At 40.5% G+C, this 26,141-nt stretch carries 21 protein-coding genes and 2 tRNA genes; 14 read left to right on the top strand and 9 right to left on the bottom strand.

Features of this window, described 5'->3' with window-relative positions:
- Positions 1-35: 35 nt before the first annotated feature.
- The 3 genes from GA0116959_RS04600 to GA0116959_RS04590 form a co-directional block, all read right to left on the bottom strand.
- On the bottom strand, positions 36-350 hold the full coding sequence (locus GA0116959_RS04600; protein ID WP_092718807.1) for a hypothetical protein: 315 nt from the start codon (positions 348-350) through the stop codon (positions 36-38).
- Positions 351-430: 80 nt separating this feature from the next.
- A complete protein-coding gene (locus tag GA0116959_RS04595) occupies positions 431-1,318 on the bottom strand; it encodes an SDR family NAD(P)-dependent oxidoreductase (RefSeq protein WP_092718804.1) in 888 nt (295 codons plus the stop codon).
- Positions 1,319-1,631: 313 nt separating this feature from the next.
- Positions 1,632-2,909, bottom strand: coding sequence for an O-acetylhomoserine aminocarboxypropyltransferase/cysteine synthase family protein (locus GA0116959_RS04590; RefSeq protein ID WP_092718802.1), 1,278 nt, complete (start codon positions 2,907-2,909; stop codon positions 1,632-1,634).
- Positions 2,910-3,221: 312 nt separating this feature from the next.
- On the opposite strand from GA0116959_RS04590, the gene ettA reads away from it, so the two are divergent.
- From ettA to GA0116959_RS04565, 5 genes are all read left to right on the top strand, one after another.
- A complete protein-coding gene (ettA, locus tag GA0116959_RS04585; RefSeq protein ID WP_053579395.1) occupies positions 3,222-4,883 on the top strand; it encodes an energy-dependent translational throttle protein EttA in 1,662 nt (553 codons plus the stop codon).
- A 197-nt stretch (positions 4,884-5,080) separates the two neighbouring features.
- Complete coding sequence (locus GA0116959_RS04580; protein ID WP_092718797.1) at positions 5,081-5,491, top strand: cation efflux protein, CzcI-like; 411 nt, start codon at positions 5,081-5,083, stop codon at positions 5,489-5,491.
- A gap of 58 nt (positions 5,492-5,549) precedes the next feature.
- Entirely contained in the window at positions 5,550-6,911 is a 1,362-nt protein-coding gene (locus tag GA0116959_RS04575) for a TolC family protein (RefSeq protein ID WP_092718794.1), read from the top strand.
- Position 6,912: 1 nt separating this feature from the next.
- Entirely contained in the window at positions 6,913-8,169 is a 1,257-nt protein-coding gene (locus tag GA0116959_RS04570) for an efflux RND transporter periplasmic adaptor subunit (RefSeq protein WP_092718791.1), read from the top strand.
- Positions 8,159-11,356 carry an efflux RND transporter permease subunit gene (locus GA0116959_RS04565; RefSeq protein WP_280513246.1) on the top strand — a complete coding sequence of 1,066 codons (3,198 nt, stop codon included), beginning with the start codon at positions 8,159-8,161 and terminating at the stop codon, positions 11,354-11,356. The genes GA0116959_RS04570 and GA0116959_RS04565 overlap by 11 nt, the downstream gene beginning before the upstream one ends.
- Before the next feature lie 48 nt (positions 11,357-11,404).
- Here GA0116959_RS04565 and GA0116959_RS04560 read toward each other — a convergent pair whose 3' ends face one another.
- Positions 11,405-12,205: a DUF4198 domain-containing protein gene (locus tag GA0116959_RS04560; RefSeq protein ID WP_092718788.1), complete on the bottom strand. Its 801-nt coding sequence runs from the start codon at positions 12,203-12,205 to the stop codon at positions 11,405-11,407.
- 150 nt (positions 12,206-12,355) lie between these two features.
- Between GA0116959_RS04560 and GA0116959_RS04555 the strand changes: the two genes are divergently transcribed.
- On the top strand, positions 12,356-13,321 hold the full coding sequence (locus GA0116959_RS04555) for a cation diffusion facilitator family transporter (protein ID WP_092718785.1): 966 nt from the start codon (positions 12,356-12,358) through the stop codon (positions 13,319-13,321).
- A 34-nt stretch (positions 13,322-13,355) separates the two neighbouring features.
- Here the strand turns inward: GA0116959_RS04555 and GA0116959_RS04550 are convergent, their stop codons facing one another.
- From GA0116959_RS04550 to GA0116959_RS04530, 5 genes are all read right to left on the bottom strand, one after another.
- The gene (locus tag GA0116959_RS04550; RefSeq protein ID WP_053579405.1) at positions 13,356-13,697 is read right to left on the bottom strand and encodes a zinc-ribbon domain-containing protein; all 342 of its coding nucleotides are present in this window, start codon (positions 13,695-13,697) and stop codon (positions 13,356-13,358) included.
- A 136-nt stretch (positions 13,698-13,833) separates the two neighbouring features.
- A tRNA-Glu gene (locus tag GA0116959_RS04545) sits at positions 13,834-13,909 on the bottom strand.
- Positions 13,910-13,944: 35 nt separating this feature from the next.
- Positions 13,945-14,020 (bottom strand) — tRNA-Ala (locus GA0116959_RS04540).
- 57 nt (positions 14,021-14,077) lie between these two features.
- Positions 14,078-15,586, bottom strand: a complete 1,509-nt coding sequence (gene gltX / locus GA0116959_RS04535; RefSeq protein ID WP_092718863.1) for a glutamate--tRNA ligase — start codon at positions 15,584-15,586, stop codon at positions 14,078-14,080.
- A 125-nt stretch (positions 15,587-15,711) separates the two neighbouring features.
- A complete protein-coding gene (locus GA0116959_RS04530; protein WP_053579406.1) occupies positions 15,712-16,014 on the bottom strand; it encodes a P-loop NTPase family protein in 303 nt (100 codons plus the stop codon).
- 506 nt (positions 16,015-16,520) lie between these two features.
- On the opposite strand from GA0116959_RS04530, the gene GA0116959_RS04525 reads away from it, so the two are divergent.
- The 8 genes from GA0116959_RS04525 (at position 16,521) to mraY (ending at position 26,112) form a co-directional block, all read left to right on the top strand.
- Positions 16,521-17,522, top strand: coding sequence for a sulfate ABC transporter substrate-binding protein (locus GA0116959_RS04525; protein ID WP_092718781.1), 1,002 nt, complete (start codon positions 16,521-16,523; stop codon positions 17,520-17,522).
- A gap of 234 nt (positions 17,523-17,756) precedes the next feature.
- On the top strand, positions 17,757-18,776 hold the full coding sequence (locus tag GA0116959_RS04520) for a sulfate ABC transporter substrate-binding protein (protein WP_092718778.1): 1,020 nt from the start codon (positions 17,757-17,759) through the stop codon (positions 18,774-18,776).
- Between the two features lie 202 nt (positions 18,777-18,978).
- Positions 18,979-19,902, top strand: coding sequence for a 16S rRNA (cytosine(1402)-N(4))-methyltransferase RsmH (gene rsmH / locus GA0116959_RS04515; protein ID WP_053579409.1), 924 nt, complete (start codon positions 18,979-18,981; stop codon positions 19,900-19,902).
- The gene (ftsL, locus tag GA0116959_RS04510) at positions 19,902-20,234 is read left to right on the top strand and encodes a cell division protein FtsL (RefSeq protein WP_053579410.1); all 333 of its coding nucleotides are present in this window, start codon (positions 19,902-19,904) and stop codon (positions 20,232-20,234) included. The genes rsmH and ftsL overlap by 1 nt, the downstream gene beginning before the upstream one ends.
- A 13-nt stretch (positions 20,235-20,247) precedes the next feature.
- The gene (ftsI, locus tag GA0116959_RS04505) at positions 20,248-22,071 is read left to right on the top strand and encodes a penicillin-binding protein PBP3 (RefSeq protein WP_092718775.1); all 1,824 of its coding nucleotides are present in this window, start codon (positions 20,248-20,250) and stop codon (positions 22,069-22,071) included.
- Between the two features lie 10 nt (positions 22,072-22,081).
- Positions 22,082-23,575 carry a UDP-N-acetylmuramoyl-L-alanyl-D-glutamate--2,6-diaminopimelate ligase gene (locus tag GA0116959_RS04500; protein ID WP_092718773.1) on the top strand — a complete coding sequence of 498 codons (1,494 nt, stop codon included), beginning with the start codon at positions 22,082-22,084 and terminating at the stop codon, positions 23,573-23,575.
- A 12-nt stretch (positions 23,576-23,587) separates the two neighbouring features.
- Positions 23,588-24,994, top strand: a complete 1,407-nt coding sequence (locus GA0116959_RS04495) for a UDP-N-acetylmuramoyl-tripeptide--D-alanyl-D-alanine ligase (RefSeq protein WP_092718771.1) — start codon at positions 23,588-23,590, stop codon at positions 24,992-24,994.
- Positions 24,994-26,112 (top strand): phospho-N-acetylmuramoyl-pentapeptide-transferase, encoded by a 1,119-nt coding sequence (gene mraY / locus GA0116959_RS04490; protein ID WP_053579414.1) that lies wholly within the window; start codon positions 24,994-24,996, stop codon positions 26,110-26,112. The genes GA0116959_RS04495 and mraY overlap by 1 nt, the downstream gene beginning before the upstream one ends.
- Positions 26,113-26,141 lie beyond the last annotated feature (29 nt).

Raw genomic sequence — 26,141 nt, 5'->3', positions numbered from 1 at the left:
GCCAAAGAAAACCTCCCAATTGATTGGGAGGTTTTTTATGCAAGTTTGGGCACAATCCAGCTACAAAGAATCAGCATAATGCCCAAATGACCTAGCTTGCGAGTGATTTTTTCTAAAGTTGAAAGTTCGACTGATGATTGTTGCGAGGTGGCTTTAACTTTCAGTGCGCTAATCGACTTGTTAAAATGTAAAAAAACGCCTAAATCGATACAGATCAGAAGGGTACCAATATTTGCGGCTATTTCAAGAATCTCATAATTTTGTTGGTAGAAGGCAGAACTGACTTGATAACCCAAAAATAAGGCATAAGCAAAACAGATATATTGGAAAATGAGAGCAGCAATACGCATAAAAATCTAACAACAAAAAACAATACTTATTTATAGCATAAAAAAACCAGTCAATAGACTGGTTTAAGAGTGAATCAATCTTACCAATGTTCGCCTGGGAACAAACGTGCATATGCTTTTTGAACCCAATTTAACTTTTGTGGCTCACCGACTGAAGCTGAAGAGCTAGGGAACAAGTTATAGCCAATTGACATCAATTTATTATTAATATCAGGTGCAATTGAATAAGTAATCGATGCCAAACGACCTAAATGTGTGGCCACTTTCTTTGGACGTTTCACAATGGCATACGCAATTAAATCTGCAGCTTGTTCTGGTGATAAAGTGGGCACATATTTATAAATTTTAGTGGGTGCAATCATGGGTGTCCGTACCAATGGCATATACACAGAGGTAATCGCAATTTTATGCGAATGAACTTCGGCTGACAAACAACGACTAAATGCATCTAGTGCCGCTTTAGAAGCCACATAGGCTGAGAAACGTGTTGCATTGGCCAATACGCCAATAGAGCTAATATTAATAATTTGACCATCACGACGTGCCATCATTTGCGGCAAAATGTTCATGACCAAGCGAATGGCACCAAAATAATTCAATTGCATGGTACGTTCAAAATCATGAAAACGGTCTGAAGATTCGTGTACTGCACGGCGAATCGAACGACCTGCATTATTAATGAGAATATCAATATGATCCACAGAAGCTAAAATTTGTTGTGACACTTCATCAATTGATTCCATATTATTTAAGTCACATGGAAAAACAGAAGCCTGACCACCTTTTTTTTCAATTTCAGCTTTGACTTCATCTAAAGTTTCTTTGGTACGTGACACCAGTAAAACGTGAGCACCTGCGGCTGCCAGTTTATGTGCCGCCGTTAAACCAATCCCGCTTGATGCGCCGGTGATTAAAACAACTTTACCGTTTACTCTATTTTGAAAGAGTTTCTCTAATTTTGAATTCACGCTATTTTTTCCTGATTGAATACAACAAAATTCTAGATTATGCTTTTTTATATTCCATTATTTAGCTCGAATTTTCCGCAATTGAGCTATTGTGATTAAGTCTATGATACTCAATGCTAAAAAAAAAGCCATAAATAAGTCATTGAATTTACAAATATAATTAGAGTAATTGCTCTATTGTTATGCGACCCGTTCTTTGTTTTTTATCATAGGTTTAAAACAAAGCAAAGAGAAATAAGCAAAAAAACCTATTCTCTATAAAAAACCATCTTTCTCTATAGAAAAGATGGCTAAAAATAGGTTTTTGAAAAATTTAAACCTGTGAGAGTGCTTGTTCTAAATCTGCAATTAAATCATCGATGTGTTCAATACCCACCGATAAGCGCACCATATCAAGACTGACGCCTGCAGCTTTTAATTCAGCTTCATTCAACTGACGGTGCGTGGTGGTGGCAGGATGACAAGCCAGACTTTTGGCATCACCAATATTGACCAAACGGGTGAAAAGTTGCAAGGCATCAATAAAACGTGTGCCGCCTGCGATGCCATCTTGCACACCAAAAGACAAAATAGCAGAGGGTTTGCCTTTCACATATTTTTGCGCCAATGCATATTGTGGATGGTCTTTGAGGCCTGCATAGTTGACCCATTTCACTTTGGCGTGTTGTTGTAAATATTCAGCCACTTTCTGCGCGTTTTCTGTGTGGCGCTCCATGCGTAAGTTAAGCGTTTCTAAACCTTGTAAGATTAAAAATACGTTGTGTGGGCTAATGGCTGCGCCAGTATTTCGCAAAGGAACCACACGGGCACGAGCAATAAAAGCAGCTGCGCCTAAAGCTTCGACATAGTTCACCCCGTGGTAACTTGGATCGGGAGTATTCAACACTTTAAAGCGTTCAGGATATTTGCCCCAAGGGAACTTCCCGCTATCAATAATGGCACCGCCAATGGAGTTACCATGACCACCAATATATTTGGTCAGTGAATGCACCACAATGTCGGCCCCATATTCAAACGGTTTAAGTAAGGCAGGGGTGGCGACAGTATTGTCGACAATGACAGGGACACCATATTCATGGGCAATTTTTGCAATGGCCTCTAAATCAATGATATTACCGAGCGGATTACCAATCGATTCAACAAAGACCAGTTTGGTCTTTTCATCAATTAAATTACGCAATGCTTCGGGGTTTTGGTAGTCAAAGAAACGCACTTCAATACCTTGTTTCGGCAGGGTATGTGCAAATAAGTTGTAAGTACCCCCATATAAAGTCGAAACAGAGGCAATATTGTCACCCGCTTCAGCAATGGTTTGAATGGCATAGGTAATCGCAGACATGCCTGATGCGACAGCTAAGCCCCCAATGCCTCCTTCAAGTGCAGCCAAGCGTTGTTCCAAAACTGCCGTAGTGGGATTCATAATCCGGGTGTAGATATTGCCCTGTACCTTTAAATCAAATAAATCGGCCCCATGTTGGGTATTGTCAAAAGCATAAGATGTGGTTTGATAAATCGGGACGGCCACGGCTTTTGTGGTGGCTTCAGGGGTATAACCTGCATGAATAGCGAGTGTTTCGTCTTTATAGGTCATGTTGACATCATCTTTGTGAAGTTAAATATTGACCCAGTGTAGCATTGCTATATATGAATGAAATTGCGATTTAAATTAAATTGTTATCTTAAATATTCATATAAAGGATACTATTCATAAATAGTCATTTCACAAGTAAAAGCCTGATTGCCATGTTTAAAAAATAAACATGCCGAGAGTTGTAACATTCTATTCAAGATCACAGCTATCCCTTATTTTTTCACTGCTTTCATCGTATAATGCCCAGAATATTTGTTCGCATGCGGTTTTTGATCACGTGCGAATTTTGCTTTTTCTATAGAGGAGTCCTACGTGGCCCAATATATTTACACGATGAACCGTGTGTCGAAAATGGTTCCGCCTAAACGCGAAATCTTAAAAGACATCTCTTTATCATTTTTCCCAGGTGCAAAAATTGGTGTACTTGGTTTAAACGGTGCAGGTAAATCTACTTTGCTTCGTATTATGGCTGGCGTAGATAAAGATTTCTCAGGTGAAGCACGTGCTCAGCCGGGTATTAAAATCGGCTATCTTGAGCAAGAACCACCACTTGATCCTGCTAAAGACGTTCGTGGTAACGTTGAAGATGGTTTACGTGAGCCACTTGATGCCTTAGCACGTTTGGATGAAGTTTTTGCAGAATATGCAGCAGAAGATGCTGACTTTGATGCCCTTGCCAAAGAGCAAGAGAAATTAGAGTCAATCATTCATGCTTGGGATGCACATAACTTAAGCAACCAAATGGATCAAGCTGCTGCGGCATTGAATCTTCCTGCTTGGGATGCTGACGTTACTTTGCTTTCAGGTGGTGAACGTCGCCGTGTTGCACTGTGTCGTTTGCTTTTGTCTAAGCCAGACATGTTACTTCTTGATGAACCGACGAACCATTTGGATGCAGAATCTGTCACTTGGTTAGAACGTTTCTTGAAAGACTTTGCCGGTACAATCGTGGCAATTACGCATGACCGTTATTTCTTGGATAACGTGGCTGAGTGGATTCTGGAGCTTGACCGTGGCATGGGTATTCCTTACCAAGGGAACTATACCAATTGGTTGGAACAGAAAAATGCCCGTTTAGAGCAAGAGAACAAGCAAGAAGAATCTTTTGCTAAAGCATTAAAGAAAGAACTTGAATGGGTTCGTTCTAATGCCAAAGGTCAGCAAAAGAAAAACAAAGCACGTATGGAACGTTTTGAAGAGCTGAACTCTAAAGAATTCCAACAACGTAATGAAACTTCAGAAATCTATATCCCACCGGGTCCTCGTTTAGGGAACAAGGTGGTTGATGTTGAAGGGATCAGTAAATCGTTTGATGGTCGTTTGTTGTATGAAAACTTAACCTTCTCTGTCCCACCAACGGCAATTGTCGGTATTGTGGGGCCGAATGGTGCGGGTAAAACGACCTTATTCCGTATGATGACAGGCGAACAGCAACCCGATACAGGTTCGGTGATACTGGGCGAATCAGTTAAAGTGGCTTATGTCGGTCAGTTGCGTGATACTTTAGATGATAAGAAAACGGTTTGGGAAGAAATTTCTGGCGGTTTAGATATCTTACGTATTGGCGATTACGAAATCGCATCGCGTGCCTATATCGGACGTTTTAACTTTAAAGGTCAAGATCAGCAAAAACGCGTAGGTGAATTGTCGGGTGGTGAACGTAACCGTTTACAACTTGCGAAAATCTTGCAAATGGGCGCAAACGTGATCTTACTGGATGAGCCATCGAACGACTTGGATATTGAAACTTTACGTGCACTTGAGGATGCAATTCTTGTATTCCCAGGCACAGTGATGGTGGTATCGCATGACCGTTGGTTCCTAGACCGTATTGCAACGCACATCTTGTCATTTGAAAACGAACAACCTGAGTTCTATGCAGGTAACTATGCTGAATATGAAGCATACCGTCAGTCACGTTTAGGTGATGCGGGTGTACAAAAGCGTTCTAAATACAAAAAAATTGGCGGTTAATCTCCAGTTTTAAATTAAAAAACCAGCCTACGGGCTGGTTTTTTTGTCAGAGTTTTGATCGATGGATGCTTTACAAGCATCAGATTGGTGAGATTTCAATCCGACCATGCTTTCTGAGTTTAAACCTTGTAATTTTATAACATCAACTAAACTGCTATAGTGCCGTATCGTTTGATTATTGCTCAGAAGTTTATGGTGTGAAAAAGTCGAATATTTTTATCACCTTCATGTTAAGTTTGTTCATATTCCAAAGTCTATGGAATGTGGCAGCTGCATTTTGTGTGCATGAAACATTGTCGACTCATTCAACCACATTGCCCCATTTTGGTCATCATGGTGCAGTACGTTGTGAACAGAATCAAACGACAAAACATAATCATGTTTCAGCAGTACAAGAAAAAACACCATTATCGAGTGTATTTGCAACAGATGATCATCGTGATCATTTGCCTTCATTTGCACATTTTATATTGAGCGATGTGCAACAGTCGGCGAACGAACCCTTGTTCTCTGCATACGTGCCGCGTCTAGAATTTGACTGGCGTAATTTATATCAGTCCCCGCATTTATCTCGAGCAAACCCACCGCCCGTGCTTACCCCGCTATAAGGTGGGGTAGCCTAAAAGATGACCCACCACTTATTTTCTTATTAAGTGGGGCAGTCAAATGTCTAAAATTATATGTCATGTCAAAACACAGCATCATGCTGTTCAGTTTTCCTTCATTGGTGCGTTATTGTTGGGGTGTTTATCCTCGGTGGTCTACGCAGAATCTGGGCAAACAGGCCTAAGCTTGGAACAAGCAATACAAAACACGACCGATTATCAGCAGTCACAAACCATCTGGGCAACGCAACACAAGATTGCCTCGGCGAATATTCATCAATCAAAATTGTGGATAAATCCTGAGTTATCCATAACGCAAACTGGCTTTGGCTCAAATCAAGATCAAGAGTTATCTGTTGGTCTTTCTCAGCCCTTAGATATTTTTGGTGAACGTAAAGTCCATCAGAAACTGGCCCAAATTGCCCAAACTAAAATGAGTTTGAATGAGCAAATTTATCATGCGCAACTTGAGCTTGCCGTGAAATATTTGTGGTCGCAACTGGCGATTTTTGAACTGGAACGTCATGTGGTTCAAGAACAGCTTAATGTCAGTCAAGATAATTTGAATGCCATTCAAAAGCGCTATCAAGCAGGCAGTGTCGCAGAGGTCGATGTCGATCGTGCGCGTTTAACCCATGCAGAAAATATACGTTTATATCGACAAGCTGACTTACAAGTACAGGTTGCGACCCAGCAATTGTCCAATGTCTGGGGTGTTTCGGATAAAACGATTCAGATTGGTTTATCACCGAAGTTGTTATGGCCGTCTTCAACCCATCAACAAGTACAACAGTATTTGTCAAAAAATTTATTTGAAAAATCACGTCAGTTACAGGTGCTTGAGGCCAAAGCAAGTGTGGATCAGCTGAAAGTATCGGCACGCCCAAATCCCACTTTAAATGTGGGGATGAATCGAATCAAATCGCCTCAGACATCAACAGAAAATGAACTGATGCTGGGAGTGTCTATTCCGCTGAATATTTTTAATCGTCAACAATATGGGGTGAAAATTGCCCAAGCCAAATACGATGTTTTGGAGAAGCAACAGGCATTTTATTTGAAGCAGAATGCCTTGCAAGTCGGTACGTTATTAACTGAATTACAAGGATTGGAAGTGCAATTCAAGCATGTGGATCAAACTCAAATTCCATTGGCGATGCAAGTACAACGCAAAACATTGCTCGGCTTTAGTGCAGGTAAATTTGCAGTGACTGAGGTGCAACAAGCGACTTTACAATTGCAAGAAGTGCGTATGCGTAAAGTGCAATTGTTGAAAGAAGCTTGGCAATGTGCCATTGAAGCAGAAAGTTTAAGTTTGGGAATTCAGCCTAGTCAAGTCATGGCGAAAGATGCTATTGCACAAATCAATCAGAATTTATGGCAAGACACACAAGATTTAGCAGTCATTGGCGGGGAAAAATAATATGCGACAAATGCAAAGAAATTTAAAAAATCAACTCGGCAAAATTTCCCAAAAATTATTAATTGTGATGGCTTTGATCGTGACTACATTGCTTGCCCTGGGTTTGTTGATTTCAGATAAAGGTAATTCTGCGAAACAAGATGCACATGGACAGACGGAAGAGGGTGAACATGCGGAAGACGAGGCTAAAAATACTGTACATGCTGAGACTGAACATGGCGAGGAAATTGCGCTGACAGCAAAACAAATCACTGAACATGGCATACAGCTTGCTTTGGTTGAAGTAGGTGCAGTCACAAAGTCGGCTTCTTATCCTGCCAAAGTGATTGTGAATACGGACCGACAGGCACATGTTTCTCCTGCATTTAGTGGTTATGTGGAAAAAGTGAATGTGGAACTTGGACAACGGGTAGTAAAAGGTCAAGCATTGGCCACCTTGATGGTGCCTGATTTGGTGGATCAACAAGCCAACTTGCAGATTGTCCAAGCCAATTTAGAACTGGCACGTCAGGACTATGAACGTGAGCGACAGTTGTGGTCACAGGGAATTTCTGCAAAGCAGGATTATCAACGGGCTTATAATGTTTACAAGCAGGCGCAGATTCAGGTACAAGCCAGCAAATCGCGATTATCGGCTTTTGGCGCAGCATCGGGTTCAAATGGTCGTTATGTTTTAACTGCCCCCATTTCAGGCATTATCAGTAAAAAAGACTTGGTGGTGGGGGAAAATGTTCAGCTTGCAAATCAGTTGTTTATTATCGATCAATTGGATCAACTCTGGCTTGAGTTTATTGCACCCAGTGCTGACTTGAGTGCAATTGGTCTGAATCAACAAATCGAGTTCAAATCGCTACAAACAGGCAATCTGTTTAAAGCACAAATTCAAAGTTTAAATACTGAAGCCGACCTGCAAACAGGTCGATTGCAAGTTCGTGCCAAAATATTATCGAGTGCGACCGAGCTGCGTCCAAATTTAATGGTCAATGTGCAATTGCAACAAGCGGGATCAGCTCAAGCATTGCGCATTTTAAAAAGCGCCATTCAAAAAGTTGAAGGCAAAGATGCAGTTTTTGTTGCCTCTGAACATGATCAGAAAATTGAATTTAAAGCTCAACCTGTGGTTCTGGGACAAATATCAGGCAATGCTGAATGGGTTGAAGTGCAATCGGGTTTGACCCAAGGACAGCAATATGCCGCACAAGGCAGTTTCTTGTTGAAATCTGAACTGGAAAAAGGAGAAGCGAGTCATGAGCATTAATGACCACTCTCCCAACCAGTCAATCTCGAAAACAGATCAAGCATCCAATTCAGATCAGCTGCCTGCACCTGAAGGTCTTTTTGATCGCCTGATTCAATTCTCGATTCAAAATGCCATTTGGGTGATGTTATTTATTGTCGCTTGGATTGGTATTGGGGTATACAGTTATCAAAAATTACCGATTGATGCTGTCCCTGACATTACCAATACTCAAGTTCAAATTAATACACAGGCCGCAGGATTTACCGCATTAGAAGTTGAGCAACGTATTACCTATCCGATTGAAAATTCGATGGCAGGTTTGCCCAAGCTTGAACAAACCCGTTCAATTTCTCGTTATGGTTTGTCACAAGTCACGATTATTTTTAAAGATGGCACAGATATTTATTGGGCTAGACAGCAAATTAATCAGCGTTTACAAGAGGCTCAAGCAGAATTACCCAACGAGATTGCCCCGACCATGTCACCTGTTTCAACAGGATTGGGGGAAATTTATCAATGGGTGATCAAAGCTGATCCCAATGCAAAAAAGCCAGATGGTACAGCCTACAGCGCGATGGACTTACGTGAAATTCAGGATTGGATTGTCCGTCCACAATTACAACGTGTTGCAGGGGTGGCAGAAGTCAACTCGATTGGTGGATTTAATAAAACCTATGTGGTGACCCCCGATTTAAATCGGTTGCAACAATTGCAAATTCCGTTAACCGATTTGCAAATCGCTTTAACGCAAAACAATGAAAACCGTGGTGCAGGTTTTATTGAGAATAATGGTCAGCAGATGACAGTGCGTGTACCTGGCACACTCAACAGCATTGAAGATATTCAAAATGTCACGCTTGCCCACAAAAATAGTTTTCCGATTCGGGTTGTAGATGTTGCAACGGTGTCGATTGGGCATGATTTGCGTACAGGTGGAGCCACTTACAACGGTGAGGAAGCCGTGTTGGGTATCGCCATGATGATGATGGGTGAAAACAGTCGAACGGTTGCGCAAGCTGTGGATGCGAAAGTGAAAACCATTCAACAATCTTTGCCTAAAGGCGTAATGATTGAAACGGTATATGACCGTACAGATTTGGTCGAACGTGCGATTAAAACCGTACAGAAAAATCTAGTCGAAGGCGCAATTCTGGTCATTGTGATTCTGTTTTTATTTTTGGGAAATTTTCGTGCTGCACTGATTACAGCCTGTGTGATTCCGCTATCCATGTTATTTACTTTGGCAGGTATGGCTGAGCAAAAAATCAGTGCCAATCTGATGAGTTTGGGCGCATTGGACTTCGGTATTATTGTAGATGGTGCCGTGGTTATTGTTGAAAACTGTATTCGTCGCTTGGCTGAAGCACAACATGCGAAAGGTCGCTTATTGACCAAAGCCGAACGTTTTAAAGAAGTCTTTCTCGCGGCCAAACAAGCACGCCGTCCTTTAATTTTCGGGCAGTTAATCATTCTTGTGGTGTATTTGCCTATCTTTGCTTTAACTGGTGTAGAAGCCAAGCTGTTTCATCCTATGGCGATGACAGTGGTGTTGGCCTTGTTCGGTGCAATTATTTTATCTGTAACTTTTGTGCCTGCCGCAGTGGCTTTATTTGTCAATGGTGAAGTCAAAGAAACAGAAAGCCGTTGGATGCTGTGGCTGAAACAAAAATATGAAAAGCTGCTAAATCTGGCCTATGAATTTAAATTTTTCGTGGTCATCTTGGCGCTGTGTATTTTAGTTTTATCAGGTGTGCTTGCCAGCAAAATCGGCAGTGAGTTTTCACCGACCTTAAGTGAAGGTGATTTTGCCGTTCAGCAAATGCGTTCACCCAGTACAGGTTTGGAACAATCTTTACGCATGCAGGAAAATACTGAAAAATTGCTGCTCAAGTCTTTTCCAGAAATTAAAGCGATTTTCGCTCGTACAGGTACAGCAGAAGTGGCGACTGATGTGATGCCCCCCAATATATCTGATGCAGTATTGTTGTTAAAACCGCGTGACCAATGGAACAACCCCAAAGAAACCATTGATGAATTACGTCAGCGTATGATTGCTTTTTTAACCACTTTACCTGGAAACAATAGTGAGTTTTCACAACCCATCGAGCTTCGATTTAATGAACTTATTTCAGGTGTACGAAGTGATGTAGGCGTGAAAATTTTTGGTGATGATATGGTGGTTTTAAATCAACAAGCCACCCGTATTGCACAGCACATTAAAACCATTTCTGGCGCCACTGCTGTCAATGTTGAACAAACCTCAGGTTTGCCCCTGTTAAATATTGAAATAAATAAAGCAGCCGCAGCTCAATATGGTTTATCTGTCAGAGCGATTCAGGATTTGGTTGCCACCAGTGTAGGTGGTCAGAATGTTGGGCAAATTCTGCAAGGCGACCGCCGTTTTGATTTTGTGATTCGTTTGGATGATGCGCAGCGTACTCCTGAATATTTAGCGGTATTGCCGATACAAACGCCAAATGGTGGTCTGATTCAACTTCAAGATGTGGCCAAAGTTGAAAATATTTTAGGCATTAATCAAGTCAGTCGAGAAGATGGTAAGCGTCGTGTGGTGGTCACGGTCAATGTAGAAGGTCGTGATTTGGGTTCATTTGTAACAGAATTACAAACAACCTTGGCAAAACAAGAAATGCCTGCGGGATATTGGTTAGATTATGGGGGGCAGTTTGAAAATCTGAGTTCTGCCAAAGCACGTATGCAGTTGGTGGTGCCTTTGGCGTTAATCACTATTTTTATTTTGCTGATGGCGGTGTTTCATAACATTCAGGAAAGCTTGCTGGTATTCACAGGCGTACCTTTTGCTTTATGTGGGGGCTTGATTGCGCTGTGGCTACGCGATATTCCATTGTCTATGTCCGCAGGAGTGGGTTTTATTGCTTTGTCAGGTGTTGCGGTACTCAACGGTTTGGTGATGCTGACCTTTATTAAAGAGCTACGCCAACAATTGGATGTCTATCAAGCCACATGGCAGGGTGCAATTCTGCGTTTACGTCCAGTCTTGATGACGGCATGTGTGGCATCACTGGGGTTTATTCCCATGGCGATAGCGACAGGTACAGGTGCAGAAGTACAACGACCTTTGGCTACAGTGGTCATCGGTGGAATTGTCTCATCTACTTTACTGACCTTGTTAATTTTACCTGTGATCTATCGTTGGATGAATGAAAAAGTTGGCTTGAAAAATTAAATATTAAGCCGCGCTATACCTGAATATTTTCAGGTATAGCGCATTGGATTAAGATGTTGAATTGTTTACGCCTAAGCTGATGATGGTGTAATACTGATTTTTAGGTACAGCTTTCGGATCTAATTTTTCGCTGACTTCAATTAAATAGCCACCTGCTTGAGGAAACGTGATGGTGCTTGAGCCATTGGCATTGACAGAGATCGATTGTGCTTGTTGATCGGTTGCACCTTGTTTACGCAGTAAAACCTCTGCTTGAACAAGGGGTTTACCTGCTTTGCTCAGTTGAAGTTGGACAGGTTGTCCAACTATGATTTGATTTGGATGGATATTGAAGCTGACTTGAATCGGTGCGGGTGTCGCTGCAACGGGAGAGGTATTTTCTTTACTGAGGTAGCTTTGAATGCTCCACTCACGCACAGTATCTATTTTTTTAGGTAATTTGCCTTTAAAGTCACTTGGAATCACATAATCACGTTCGGCTAATGCGGGTACTTTGTCAGCCGCGACATCTGAAAATATTTTCCACTGTTTATTGTGTTGTACATATTGAATTGGATAAGAAGTTTTGGCATGAAGGGTATACGTCCCTTTTTCAGGCAACTTAAGATCAAATGCCGTGACTGATTCTAAAGTACTTTGCGGTTGAACAGTCACAACAGTTTGATTGGGTTGAATGACATTAAATTGGACATCTTTTAAGGCATATTCACTATTTAAGGCTTCTTCAGCATAACCACTAAATATAGGCATTTGAGTATTTGTGGTGGTGTAATTTAAAGGTGCTATATAAGGTTCATGCGCTTGGCTGTACGAGCAAATGAGTAAAGCAAAAGCTAAATATGGTTTCATCAAGCATGATCCTAAATCAGAGGTTTATATTTTCAAGAAAGAATTACATTGTATAAAAATGAGTATAACGAAGAAATATTTTAATTGATAATAATAATGATTATCAATATTAATTTAAGGCTAAATAGATTGAATAATAAGAGGTAAGTTATGACGCAACATGGACATGATCATAGTCATGCACTGGTCACAGAAGACAATGCAAAAAAACTAACCTTTGCATTGATTTTGACCACATCATTTTTAATTATTGAGGTGATAGCTGGATTTATGACCCAAAGTCTGGCTTTGCTGTCAGATGCTGCACATATGTTTACTGATGCAGCAGCGCTTGCGATTGCTTTGGTTGCAATTAAAATTGGCAAACTACCCGCAGATGATAAGCGCACTTTTGGTTATCAGCGCTTTGAAATTTTGGCCGCATTATTTAATGCTTTGATGTTGTTTTTTGTGGCGATATATATTTTATTTGAAGCTTATCAACGGTTTTCTCATCCACCCGAAATTCAAAGTCTAGGCATGTTAATAGTTGCGTCGATAGGTTTAGTGATTAATCTTATTTCGATGAAAATACTCGTTTCAAGTGCACAAGAGAGTTTAAATATTAAAGGCGCTTATCTAGAAGTCTTGAGTGATGCCTTGGGTTCTGTGGGTGTGATGATTGGTGCAATCGTGATTTATTTTACCCAGTGGTTTTGGGTAGATACCTTAATAGCTGTATTAATTGGGTTTTGGGTATTGCCACGTACTTGGATATTACTCAAACAAAGTATTCATATTTTACTTGAAGGTGTGCCTGAAGAAATTGATATTGAACAACTGCGAAATGATTTGCTGAGTCTAAATGCCGTAGAAAGTATTCATCAACTCAAAGTCTGGGCGATTACTTCAAAAAATGTACATTTAACGGTTCATCTATATGCACCAAATGCCGATCGTAATGCCTTATACCAGCAAGCATGGCAGATGCTCAGTCACTCCCATGGGATTACCGAAATGACACTGCAAATTGAGGAGGAGGAATGTGTGGTACATTCATATCCACATACTGGTCATTGTGAACATGATCATGAACAGTCTTTGCATGATACAAATCAAGATTCACATCAGCACTGACATTATGCACAGTGCTGATGTGAGAGAAGAGTGTTTAAATTTCCCATTCGTGATCACATTCACGACATTTCCATTTCTTTTGTGATTGCATGAAACTTTGCATCGAAATTTTAAAGTCGGGTAGGTCACGCCAAAAAAGAATGCCCGCGACAACACAAATGCTAAAAACAATGACAGTCGCAATTTGTAAATTTTGCCCAGCACCATCTCCAAAGATCCACATGGAAACGCTAATTAAAACCAGCAATAACAGTATAAAAATGGCAGGAATTAAAAAAACCAAGCTTTTGGGTACCACAGGTCGTGGTGCGGGTTGCCCTGTTTGTGCGACGGGCATAATTTTAGGACTTTGGCATTTGGGGCAACGGTATTGCATTACAACTCCAGCATTTTAATTTATGGCTTATTCTAATCTGAATAGAGAAGAAAGCAAAAATACTCAAGTTAAATCCCATGAATAAAAATTCAGGCAATAAAAAAGCCACTAAATAATTTAGTGGCTTTTTTGAATTTGGCGTCCCTACGGGGATTCGAACCCCGGTTACCGCCGTGAAAGGGCGATGTCCTAGGCCTCTAGACGATAGGGACTTATCGAGGCAACACAGGTAAAGCATAAAAAAACTTGGTGGAGTCAAGGAGGATCGAACTCCTGACCTCTACAATGCCATTGTAGCGCTCTACCAACTGAGCTATGACCCCAGTCTGTGTGAGCGCAATATTAGGGGCATTGTGCTTACACGTCAACTATAAATTTAATTATGCATCATCAACTGCATCATTTTTCGGCAATTTTAAGCTTTCATTCAATTTTTCCCACACTTTTGTTTCTTTTTTACTCGGTCCGCCAACAATTTCAAGTGCATGGCGTAAACGAGCAAAGGTTAAATCTGGTCCAAGAGTAACCATCGATTGCATAACAGGCGTTGAACTGGTCGAACCTGCAATGGCAATAAAGAAAGTCGGCATAAAATCACGGAGTTTAATTTCCATTTGGTTGGCTAAATCCATCAGGGTTTGGCTTACCGTGTCGTTATTCCAAGTAAATAAACTTTCTAAACGCCAAATTGCAAATTGTAAACTTTGACGCACTTGTTCTTCGGATAATTTTTTGCTTTCAAATTGTTCTTTGGAAAGTGTCGGAAATTGGTTGAAATAGAAACCTGCCCAATTCACAGCTTCAGACAATAAATTAATTCGTGGTTGAATCGCAGCAGCAATTGCCTCAAGGGTGTTACGATCAGATTTCCAAGCCAAAAGCGTATTGAGTAATTCAGCAGGGGAAAGTGCTTTAATCCACTGACCATTCAACCAATTGAGTTTTTCCACATCAAAAATTGGACCACCAAGTGAGACACGTTGAATGTCGAAATGCTCAATCATGTCGGCCAAAGAGAATTTTTCACTTTCATCAGGCATAGACCAACCCATGCGACCCAAATAATTGAGTAATGCTTCAGGTAATACGCCAATATCCTTGTAGTAATTAATTGAAGTTGGATTTTTACGTTTTGATAATTTTGATTTATCCGGATTGCGAAGCAAAGGCATATGACACAACACTGGCATGTCCCAGCCAAAGTATTGATACAATAATTGATGTTTTGGTGCCGACGGAATCCATTCTTCGCCGCGAATGACATGCGTAATTTGCATCAAATGGTCATCGACCACGTTTGCAAGATGATAGGTTGGCAAGCCGTCTGTTTTTAACAGGATCTGCATATCCACTTGTGCCCATGGAATTTCTACTTCACCACGGAGCAAATCATTAAATTTGCAGCTGCCTTCGGACGGTACTTTCATCCGAATAACATGTGCCTCACCCGCTGCCAAGCGACGTGCTACGTCATCGCTGGATAATTCTAAACCACGTCCATCATAACGCGGGTTTTCACCTCGCGCTTGTTGCTCGACACGCATTTGATCTAATTCTTCTGCACTGGCAAAACAATAGAAAGCATGACCTTTTTCCACTAGATCTAAAGCATATTGTTTGTAAATATCCATACGTTCAGATTGACGATAAGGCGCATGTGGGCCACCAATATCTGGGCCTTCTGACCAATTTAAACCTAACCAACGCAGTGAATCTAAAATCATTTTTTCAGATTCAGGTGTTGAGCGCAGTTGGTCGGTATCCTCAATACGAAGAATAAATTCACCGCCATGTTGTTTGGCAAAACATAAATTGAATAAGGCAATATATGCAGTACCTACATGTGGAAAACCAGTAGGAGAAGGGGCAATACGAGTACGAACAGTCATCATTAATATTTTTCAGAATGTGAATGATGACTATTATAACGAAAAAGCCTAATCACTTAATGCTAAATTCAACATTGGAATGATTAGGCTGAGTTTTAATTTCTAATCATAGAAATTAAATAAATTTATGAGTAATTTTGAGGGAAAAGCGCTTGCACAAAACGGCTAAATTTTTGATTTTGAGCAGCAAAAAAACTTTGTGTTGGTGCTACTTTAATTTCTGTTAGTACTTTTAAATCATTATCTGGACGTAAAGTATTTGCACCTTGCTTTTGTTGCTGTAACACTTTTTCAATCAGGGATGAGCGTTCAGGACTCAGCGTTACTTTGGTATCTGCAGTTTTAATAGCAGCAGTATGGCTTAGTTGGGTCATGAATCCGACCGTCAAACTTAAACTTAATACTTTAACAAACGACATATACTTCATTTTCCACATCCCCCTTTTGGTACTGAAACTGCTAAATATTGTTTTTCTATGCTTACACTACTATTTAACCACATAAAAAAATACAAAAGTAGAATTGAGTCACACTCTTTTACAAAACGATAAAAAAGTAATTTAATTGATAGGCTTTGTACCAGAAGAATATGTAGATAGCGTGAAGATTAAAGAGGGCTAAGATGAATTTTTATAGACAAAATTGCAAAATCAGACGTTGTAATCTGTTCTAAATAAAAAGAATACATCTAAAATATTTACCTAACCAATTGTAATTTAAAGTTTTATTGATTTTATTTCAGTGATTGTATATTTATCGAGGTATTTTATAGAGCGATGGTATCTAAGTGTTTAGATAAAAAAGTGTAAATTTTAGTACTTTAATGAATATCTTTAAAACTGATGAAGAATAAATAAAATAATATAACTATATGATTGTTAAAATAATTTTGTATAAATATAGTGGCATTATTATGACGATAGAGTTGATACAAATGAAAAAAATAATCGCTTCTGGTTTTTTGCTTTTATTGGGGAGTGTGACTTCAGCGAGTTTAGCTGCAAAAGATTTTTTAAATGTTTCCTATGATCCAACGCGTGAATTTTATCAAGAATATAATCAGGCCTTTGGCACTTTCTGGAAACAAAAAACGGGACAAGAAGTGAATTTTAAACAATCACATGGCGGATCTGGAAAACAAGCCCGTTCTGTCATTGATGGTTTACAGGCAGATGTTGTGACTTTGGCTTTGGCCAATGATATTGAAGAAATTGTAAATGCAGGTCTAATTCATAAAAATTGGCAAAAACAATTTCCCAATAATTCTGCACCTTATACTTCAACAGTCGTATTTTTAGTACGTAAGGGTAATCCTAAAAATATTAAAGATTGGAATGATTTAACCAAATCTGGGGTAGAAATTATTACGCCTAATCCAAAAACAGGCGGTGCGCCACGCTGGATTTATCTTTCTGCTTGGGGATATGCGCTTAAACAACCCGGTGGCAATGATGCGAAAGCACGTGAGTTGGTCAAAAAACTTTACGGTAATGTGAAAGTACTCGATTCTGGCGCACGTGGTTCTTTAACCACTTTTGCTGAACGAGGCATAGGCGATGTATTGCTTTCTTGGGAAAATGAAGCTTTGTTGGCAACTCAAGGTTTAGGAAAAGACAAATTTCAGATTATTTATCCTTCTATTTCAATCTTGGCAGAACCATCGGTGGCTATTGTCGATAAAAATGTGGATAAAGATGGTAATCGCAATTTAGCTAAAGGGTATTTGAATTATTTATATTCGCCTAAAGGACAAGATTTAGCGGCACAATATTTTTTCCGTCCTCGTAATGCGCAAATTGCAGCAAAATATGCAGCACAATTTCCAAAAATAAAATTGTTTAGCATTGGTGATGTATTTGGTGGCTGGGCAAAAGCACAGAAAACTCATTTCGTGAATGGTGCCGTATTTGATCAGATTTATGCTGAAAAGAAATAGTACATTGATGAAGTATAAATAAAGGAAGAAATGAATAGCTGATCATCTATTCATTTATTAGACTAAAAATGCTGATCCTCATTGAAATTATTGAAGTATTTCAACCGTATTTTTTCAAAATAAAACAAAGAAAAGATACATGAATTTGAAATTAAACAATTAAAAATGGATGAATTGCGATTTTTAACTTTATTTCATATAGTTAGCTACATGAAATAAAAAGTAGACCTTGTGATGAAAATTCAATTTAAAGCTTTAATCAGTGCAGTGTTACTGACCGGTAGTGTTGCTTTTACTGCGACCACTACCCAAGCGGCTGACCGTGATTTCTTAAATGTGTCCTATGATGCTACCCGTGAATTTTATGATGAATTCAATCAATCTTTTGGTGCATATTGGAAGCAACGTACTGGAAATACAGTAAAGTTTAAACAGTCGCATGGGGGGTCGGGTAAACAAGCGCGTTCTGTGGTCGATGGTTTAAAAGGCGATGTCGTGACTTTGGCTTTAGCCAATGATATTGAGGAAATTGTAAAATCTGGGCAAATTCAGTCTGGTTGGCAAAAAGAATTTCCAAATAATTCAGCGCCATATACATCGACTATCGTGTTTATGGTGCGTAAGGGTAATCCAAAACAGATTAAAGACTGGTCTGATTTAACCAAGCCAGGCGTACAAATTATTACCCCAAATCCTAAAACAGGGGGGTTGCCACGTTGGGTATATTTATCTGCATGGGGATATGCGTTAAAACAGCCGAATGGAAGTGAGGCTAAAGCGCAGGATTTCGTCGGTAAACTGTATCGTAATGTAAAAGTCATGGACTCAGCAGCACGTGCTTCAATGACCACCTTTGCGGAACGTGGTATCGGTGATGTTTTGCTGACGTGGGAAAATGAAGCTTTAGTGACACAAAAAACTTTGGGTAAAAACAAGTTCGATATTATTTATCCATCTATTTCAATTTTAACTGAACCTTCAGTCGCAATTGTTGATAGAACGGTAGAGAAAAATGGTAATAAATGGTTAGCCAAAGGATATATCAACTATTTATATTCACCTTTAGGTCAAGAAATGGCAGCAAAACATTTCTATCGTCCACGTAATCCACAAGTGTTGGCGCAGTATTCTGCCCAATTCCCTAAAATTAAAACCTTTACCATTGACGAGGTATTTGGTGGATGGGCTAAAGCACAGAAAACACATTTTGTGAATGGGGCGATTTTTGATCAGATTTATAATACGCGTAAATAATGCGAGTCCAATACTTTAACAAGCTTTCAATCCGTTAATGCCAGTCAATGCACACATTGACTGGCATTTTTATGCTTTTATAAAAAGTTAAAACGTATTTCCCTATCGAAAGTAATATTTTCCAACAAAAAGTCGTTTGGAGCTTTGTTAAAACAAGGTAATAATGTGCAGTTACATTTTCCATAGTTTTGATTGAACCCTTATGTCGCACATTTCTGTATTACTTCACGAAACTGTTGATGCCTTGTTGGCAGGTCGCAATACAGGAATTTATATAGATGGCACGTTTGGACGTGGTGGGCATACCCGTTTACTGTTATCTAAACTGGATGAAAATGCACGGGTTTATGGGTTTGATAAAGACCCTCAAGCTTTAGAAACGGCAGCAATATTAGAACAAGAAGATTCACGCTTTAAAATTATTCATGCCAGCTTTGCCGATTTAAAACAAGAACTTGAAGCGCGTGATATTGGTTTGGTTGATGGCGTAATGGCAGACTTAGGCGTGTCTTCTCCACAATTGGATCAAGCTGAACGTGGTTTTAGCTTTATGAGAAATGGTCCACTCGATATGCGGATGGATAATTCACAAGGGCCGACTGCAGCTGAATGGTTGGTTCAAATTGAAGAAGAAGCTTTGGCCAATGCTATTTTTCAATATGGTGAAGAACGTTATAGTCGCCGCATCGCAAAAGCCATTAAAGCTGCGGGCTATATTGAAACCACTGCACAATTAGCAGAAATTGTGAAAGTTGCCCATCCGAAATGGGAAAAAAATAAACATGCAGCGACACGAACTTTTCAAGGAATTCGTATTGCCATTAATAAAGAATTAGAAGATATTGAAGCTTTCTTGCCGCAAGCAATAGATGTACTCAAAACAGACGGTCGTTTAGCGGTCATTAGTTTCCATTCGTTAGAAGATCGTTTAATTAAACAATTTATTCAAAAAGAATCTACTTTAGCGGAAGATACCAGTTGGGGCATGCCACAAGAACGGGAAGATACCCGTCGTTTAAAGAAAATTTCCCGAGTACGTGCCAGTGAAGAAGAGATCAAAGCCAATTTTCGTTCACGTAGTGCATGGCTCAGAGTTGCAGAACGCTTAGCTTTAAAAGGCGAATAATGAAAACTGAAGTTGTTGCAAAGAAAACAGAAAAAAAAGCGATGAAAAAAATCATCACTTATATCGTTTTATTGATATTGGTCTTTGTGAGCGCCATTATGGTGGTTTTTCAAGTCTTTGAATACCGTCATGATTACCGTGAACTGAGTTCTTTTACCCGAGAAAAAGATGACTTAAATGCAGAGTGGGGGCGTTTGCTCATCGAGCAACAAACCTTTGGTGCAACAGCGCAAATTGGAACACGTGCTGTGACCCAATTGCGGATGTATTCGCCGCCTGCAGGGCAAACGGTGGTCATTTCTTTACCAATAACTTCAGAAGATAAAAAATAAGGCTAGCGGTCATATGTTGGACAACAGAAATAAACAGCTGCGAAAAAAGCAGCCGTCTACTAGCAACAAAAATACACTGACCCTAGATCGGTGGCGTTTTTATCTGATGTGGAGTGTGGTTTTACTGTGCTTTCTGGCTTTAGTGGGACGGGCATTTTACGTCCAAATTATTAATAAAGATTTTTTACAAAACAAAGCCAATGCCAATATTCTAAGAACTGAAAAAGTTAAAGCGATGCGTGGCGTCATTTATGACCGTCATGGTGTGCCTTTAGCCATTAGTACACCCGTGATGAAAGTTGTGATTGATCCACGGGACTATTTTGATGCGAAAAAACAGTTTGAGGAAATCAGCGCAGAACTGGTGAAAGATCCCAATAACCGTAAGCTTAAACGTCAATTACCCGATAAAAATTTAAATTTAGATGAACTCGCCGATGCCGTTGGCATAGACCGTGCCGATCTGAAAAAGAAAATGAACGACCGTCCGCGCTCACGCTATTTAGTGTTGCAAAAAGAAATACCACCTCAGCAAGCGGACCTCATTGCAAAGCGTGAATTTCAGGGGGTTTATACCGAAAAAAACTATAAGCGTTATTATCCACAGCCTCAACCGAATGCACAAATTATTGGTTTGACCAATAGTGAAGGAATCGGCATTGAAGGCTTGGAAATGCAAATGAATTCGGCATTGGCAGGCAATGATGGTGAACAACAGATTGTTCGAGATAAAAAAGGCAATCGTTTTAAAGACCCTGAAGTGATTAAAGAGGTTGAAGCCGGAGAAAATATTACGTTAAGTATCGACTCTCGTTTGCAGTACATCATGTATCGCGAATTAACAGCGGCAGGGGTGGCCAATAATGCACGTTCAGCAACTGCGATTGCGGTAGATGTGAAGACTGGTGAAATTTTGGCAATGGCCAGTTGGCCGTCTTATAACCCAAATGACAAAAAAAGTTTAAATAATAAAGATGCGATGCGTAACCGTGGTGCGGTTGATTCATTTGAACCTGGTTCCACCATGAAACCTTTGACCATTGCCATGGCATTGGAGAGTGGCAAATATATGCCTAACTCGGTGGTCAATACTTCACCAGGAAGTATGCGGGTGGGTAATCATACCATTCGAGATACCCATAATTATGGTGCATTGACCTTAGGCGGTATTATCCAGAAGTCTTCTAACGTTGGGGTTGCGAAACTGGCTTTGTCTTTGCCTTATGCCACACTACCAACATTCTATAAACGGGTCGGCTTTGGGCAGCGTTCAGCAGTCAAATTCCCAGGTGAAAGTGGTGGTTTAATTTTGCCACCAAGTAAATGGAATGTTTCAGAAGTCGCTACCATGGCCTATGGTTATGGTTTAAATGCGACGGTATTGCAGATGGCAGATGCCTATGCGATGTTGGCGAATAAAGGCTTAAAAATGCCTTTAAGTCTATACAAATTAGAACAGCCACCCAAAGGTGAACAACTGATTGATGCTAAAATTGCTGATCAGGTACTCTTAATGATGGAAACTGCCACTTTACCTGGCGGAACGGCAACACGTGCCACGATTCCAGGTTATCGGGTTGCAGGAAAAACAGGAACAGCGCATAAACTACGTGCAGATCGTAAAGGCTATTCACAAAGTGATTACCGCGCACTCTTTGCAGGGGTTGCACCTGTAAGTGACCCACAACTGGCTATGGTGGTGGTGGTTGAAAATCCAAAAGGCTCCTACTACGGCGGCACAGTGTCTGCACCTGTATTTGCCCGTGTGATGCAAGAATCATTACGTTTAATGAATGTTCCTTTAGATAAACCCTTAGATGCTCCCAAAATTCAGTAATAGGTGATGAATGTCCATGACATTTCAAGATTTTTACCCAGTTGAGCAAGTGGCGAAATGGATGACTTTGCCATTCAGTGGCTTTTGTTTGGACAGCCGTAAAGTTAAAGCAGGGCAAATTTATATTGCCCTGAATAGTTTTTCACAACCTGAAAAAACGATGCAGTTTGCACTGTCAGCTTTGACCAAAGGTGCTTTAGCGGTGGTCAGTGAGGTTGATTTAGGTCTTGATCACAGTGTGGTTGTACCGAATCTTCGTCATTTAATGGGGCAGTGGCAAAAACAATATTTACAGGAAACCGCACCTGTTCAGGCAGCACGGATACTGGCAGTCACAGGCACCAATGGAAAAACCACGATTTCGCGTCTGGTGGCCGAGTTACTGACTTTGCAACAGCAAAAATGTGCGGTCATGGGCACTACAGGTAACGGTATTTTACCGAATTTAGAAACTTCATCGCATACGACGTTAGATGCTTTACATTTACAAACGGCTTTACATGAATATGGCCAACAAGGGGCGCAATTTGTGGCGCTTGAAGCCAGTTCTCATGGTTTGGAGCAAGGTCGTTTAAAAGGCTGTGATATTGAAATTGCAGCCTATAGCAATTTAAGTCGCGATCATTTGGATTATCATGGCACGCTAGACGCTTATGCAGAAGCGAAGTCAGATTTGTTTAAATTTCCAAGTTTAAAAGTGGCGATCATTAATCTAGATGACGAATATGCATCGTTGATGATAAACACTGCTCAAAATAATCCTGCCCAACTTAAAATACTCACTTATTCCACGACACAATCCGCAGATTATCAAGTGTCTAACATTAAATATGGTTTAAGTGGGGCGCAGTTTAAATTAACCGCCGCACACAGTGAGTTTGAGGTGCATAGCCCATTATTGGGGCATTTTAATATTGAAAACTTAGTTGCAAGTTTAGTCAGTGCAGAGCAAGCGGGCTTTGGACTAGTGGATTTAATTGCAACGGTGCCACAATTAAAAGGTGCACCTGGACGTATGCAGGTTATTCCTGATGGCGAGCGTTTGTTTGTGGTCGATTATGCACATACACCTGATGCCTTAATTCAAGTGTTACAGACCTTAAAACGTCATGTCGCCAAAAATTTATGGGCCGTTTTTGGCTGCGGTGGTGATCGTGATCGTGGCAAGCGCCCACTCATGACACAAGCAGCATTAGAGCATGCAGATATTGCCCTAATCACCTCCGATAATCCACGCTCTGAAAATCCAGAACAGATTTTTGCTGACATGAAAGCGGGATTAGATGTTTCCAGTCAGCGTGTGCATGAAATTCATGATCGTCGAGAAGCGATTAAATTTGCTGTTCAAAATGCTCAAGCTGGCGATATTGTGGTGATTGCGGGCAAAGGACATGAGAACTATCAAGAAATTGAAGGAGTGCGACATTGGTTTGATGATGTGATTGAAGTCCAATCCGCTATAGATGCGCAGCATCACAACACAAATTCAGCGTATCAGGCTTAATAGGAAATCATTATGCATACTTCCACCACCAGTACAGCGCCTTTAATGCCATGGACCCTAGAGCAATTACAACAAGCGACTCAAGGCTATTGGCATAACAATAAAATACCTTTAGGTGAAATTAAACGAATTTTGACTGATTCGCGTCATGCCGAACAAGGCGATGCTTTTTTAGCGCTGCAAGGCGAACGTTTTGATGCGCATGATTTTGTGGCACAAGTGGCAATACAGGGTTGTGAAATTGCGATTGTGAGTCATCCTGTGGATGCTGATATTTATCAGTTGGTCGTTGCGGATACACGCTTGGCTTTGGGGCATTTGGGGGCTTATCGCCGTGCTCAAAATTCACAATTAAAAGTGATCGCGCTTACAGGCAGTAGTGGTAAAACCACTACCAAAGAAATGCTGGGCAGCATTTTATCTCGTCTTGCACCGACCTTGATTACGCGTGGCAACTTAAATAATGATTTAGGCGTACCGATGATGTTGCTAGAGCTGCGTGCTGAACATCAATATGCCGTCATGGAATTGGGTGCCAGTCATCAGGGTGAAATTGATTACACCTCGAATTTAGTTCAACCGCATGTGGCAGGCATTATTAATATTGGCACAGCACATTTGGGTGAATTTGGTGGACGCGATGGGATTTGCCGAGCCAAATCTGAAATTTATGCTCATATTGCAAAAAAGGGTATTTCGATTGTTCCTGCAGCTGATGATTTTGCAGAAGTTATTGTAAAAGCGGTACAGACTGAACGAGTTTTAAGTTTTGGAGTAAATGGAGATATTTTCGCCACAGAAATTGAATTGCATCCGCAATCCTCAAGCTTTAATTTAAATACACCAGTAGGCCTGCGTCTGCTAAATTTGCCTTTTGCAGGTGATCATAATATCCAAAATGCTTTGGCTACCACTGCTTTTGCACTCGCGATTGGTGTTGCTCTGGATGACATCGTCACTGGTTTGGAGCAAGCTCAAGGTGCAAAAGGCCGTTTGAATTTTATTCAACAGGATAAATACCTATTCATTGATGATACTTATAATGCCAACCCAACTTCAATGCGAGCAGCAGCAGAAGTACTTGCTCAGCAAGAAGGGATAAAAGTGATGGTCATCGGGGACATCGGAGAGTTGGGTGCAAGTGCGGCGCAGCAACATTATATGTTGGGTCGAGATTTGGTTGCGACAGAGGTTAATTTTGTTGTCGCGGTAGGTGAATTTGCACCAGCGACACAAGAAGGGGCACGTAGTACCCAATATGGTAAAAAAATGCAGGCTTTTTTGACACAAGCACAAGCGCTGCCATTTTTACTGAGTTTAATTGAAACACATCAACCTCAATCCATGAGTTTCCTGTTTAAAGGTTCTCGTTATACCCACATGGAAACATTGATGGCTGATTTGATGGAGAAAATTTAATGCTGTTATGGTTATTTGAACAACTGGCAGGCTATAACAGCTCGTTCCAAGTGGTTCGTTATTTAACATTACGTGCTTTGCTGAGTGTTTTAACAGCTTTGACGATTGGCTTGGTGTTGGGCCCAGTCATGATCCGTAAGTTGCAGGCACTCAAATATGGTCAAGCGGTCAGTTCATTTGCACCTGAAAATCATGCAAAAAAAATGGGCACACCGACCATGGGCGGGATTTTAATTCTACTCTCGATTGGAATTTCAACCTTGCTCTGGGCAGATCTATCCAATCCCTATGTTTGGATTGTGCTAGCAGTGATGGTGATTTTTGGTGCGGTGGGCTGGGCGGATGACTGGATTAAAGTCCGCTATAAAGACAATGCGGGTTTACCGGCCAAGAAGAAATTCTTTTGGACTTCGGTTGCATCGCTAGGTGCGGGTATTGCACTGTATGTGATTGCGACACAACAAACGAATCCTATCCATACCGCGAATATGCTGGATTTATTAATTCCATTCTTTAAGAATTTGAGCATTCCACTTTCCGCGATTCCGCTCGGCATTGGTTTTATCATTTTTACCTATTTGGTGATTAATGGTGCATCGAATGCAGTCAACTTAACCGATGGTTTAGATGGTTTAGCCATTATGCCTGTTGTCTTGGTTGCAGCAGGGTTAGGTGTATTTGCTTATCTTGCAGGTGATGTTCGTTTTGCTGATTATTTGCATATGCCCTATGTTAAATATGCCTCTGAGTTGGTGGTGATTTGTGCAGCTATGATTGGGGCAGGCTTAGCATTCCTTTGGTACAACGCCCATCCAGCACAAGTCTTTATGGGCGATGTTGGCGCATTATCTTTAGGTGCGATGTTGGGGACCATTGCAGTAATGGTTCGTCAAGAAATTGTTTTTGCAATTATGGGCGGAGTATTTGTGGTCGAAGCTATTTCGGTATTTTTGCAAATTGGTTCATTACGGATGCGCAATAAACGAGTCTTCTTGATGGCGCCTTTGCATCATCATTATGAGAAAAAGGGTTGGCGTGAGACTCAAGTGGTCATTCGTTTCTGGATTATTACAATTATGCTGGTAGTTTTAGGCTTATTGACCTTAAAATTGCGTTAAGCAAATATTTTTAAAAAAACTGACATTTG

This window comes from Acinetobacter albensis, from assembly GCF_900095025.1.
GTDB lineage: Bacteria > Pseudomonadota > Gammaproteobacteria > Pseudomonadales > Moraxellaceae > Acinetobacter > Acinetobacter albensis.
The sequence above is the reverse complement of the archived record's forward strand: the minus strand, read 5'-3'. Positions and strand labels throughout refer to the sequence as shown.

What these genes read in the sequence shown, in the direction of transcription:
- GA0116959_RS04570 (WP_092718791.1), top strand. Translation starts at nt 6,913, where the DNA reads ATGCGACAAATGCAAAGAAATTTAAAAAATCAACTCGGCAAAATTTCC.
- mraY (WP_053579414.1), top strand. Translation starts at nt 24,994, where the DNA reads ATGCTGTTATGGTTATTTGAACAACTGGCAGGCTATAACAGCTCGTTC.
- GA0116959_RS04500 (WP_092718773.1), top strand. Translation starts at nt 22,082, where the DNA reads ATGTCCATGACATTTCAAGATTTTTACCCAGTTGAGCAAGTGGCGAAA.
- GA0116959_RS04590 (WP_092718802.1), bottom strand. Translation starts at nt 2,909, where the DNA reads ATGACCTATAAAGACGAAACACTCGCTATTCATGCAGGTTATACCCCT.
- GA0116959_RS04520 (WP_092718778.1), top strand. Translation starts at nt 17,757, where the DNA reads ATGAAAATTCAATTTAAAGCTTTAATCAGTGCAGTGTTACTGACCGGT.
- GA0116959_RS04530 (WP_053579406.1), bottom strand. Translation starts at nt 16,014, where the DNA reads ATGAAGTATATGTCGTTTGTTAAAGTATTAAGTTTAAGTTTGACGGTC.
- GA0116959_RS04560 (WP_092718788.1), bottom strand. Translation starts at nt 12,205, where the DNA reads ATGAAACCATATTTAGCTTTTGCTTTACTCATTTGCTCGTACAGCCAA.
- ftsI (WP_092718775.1), top strand. Translation starts at nt 20,248, where the DNA reads ATGTTGGACAACAGAAATAAACAGCTGCGAAAAAAGCAGCCGTCTACT.
- GA0116959_RS04600 (WP_092718807.1), bottom strand. Translation starts at nt 350, where the DNA reads ATGCGTATTGCTGCTCTCATTTTCCAATATATCTGTTTTGCTTATGCC.
- ftsL (WP_053579410.1), top strand. Translation starts at nt 19,902, where the DNA reads ATGAAAACTGAAGTTGTTGCAAAGAAAACAGAAAAAAAAGCGATGAAA.
- GA0116959_RS04575 (WP_092718794.1), top strand. Translation starts at nt 5,550, where the DNA reads ATGTCTAAAATTATATGTCATGTCAAAACACAGCATCATGCTGTTCAG.
- GA0116959_RS04550 (WP_053579405.1), bottom strand. Translation starts at nt 13,697, where the DNA reads ATGCAATACCGTTGCCCCAAATGCCAAAGTCCTAAAATTATGCCCGTC.
- rsmH (WP_053579409.1), top strand. Translation starts at nt 18,979, where the DNA reads ATGTCGCACATTTCTGTATTACTTCACGAAACTGTTGATGCCTTGTTG.
- GA0116959_RS04565 (WP_280513246.1), top strand. Translation starts at nt 8,159, where the DNA reads ATGAGCATTAATGACCACTCTCCCAACCAGTCAATCTCGAAAACAGAT.
- GA0116959_RS04555 (WP_092718785.1), top strand. Translation starts at nt 12,356, where the DNA reads ATGACGCAACATGGACATGATCATAGTCATGCACTGGTCACAGAAGAC.
- GA0116959_RS04525 (WP_092718781.1), top strand. Translation starts at nt 16,521, where the DNA reads ATGAAAAAAATAATCGCTTCTGGTTTTTTGCTTTTATTGGGGAGTGTG.
- GA0116959_RS04495 (WP_092718771.1), top strand. Translation starts at nt 23,588, where the DNA reads ATGCATACTTCCACCACCAGTACAGCGCCTTTAATGCCATGGACCCTA.
- gltX (WP_092718863.1), bottom strand. Translation starts at nt 15,586, where the DNA reads ATGACTGTTCGTACTCGTATTGCCCCTTCTCCTACTGGTTTTCCACAT.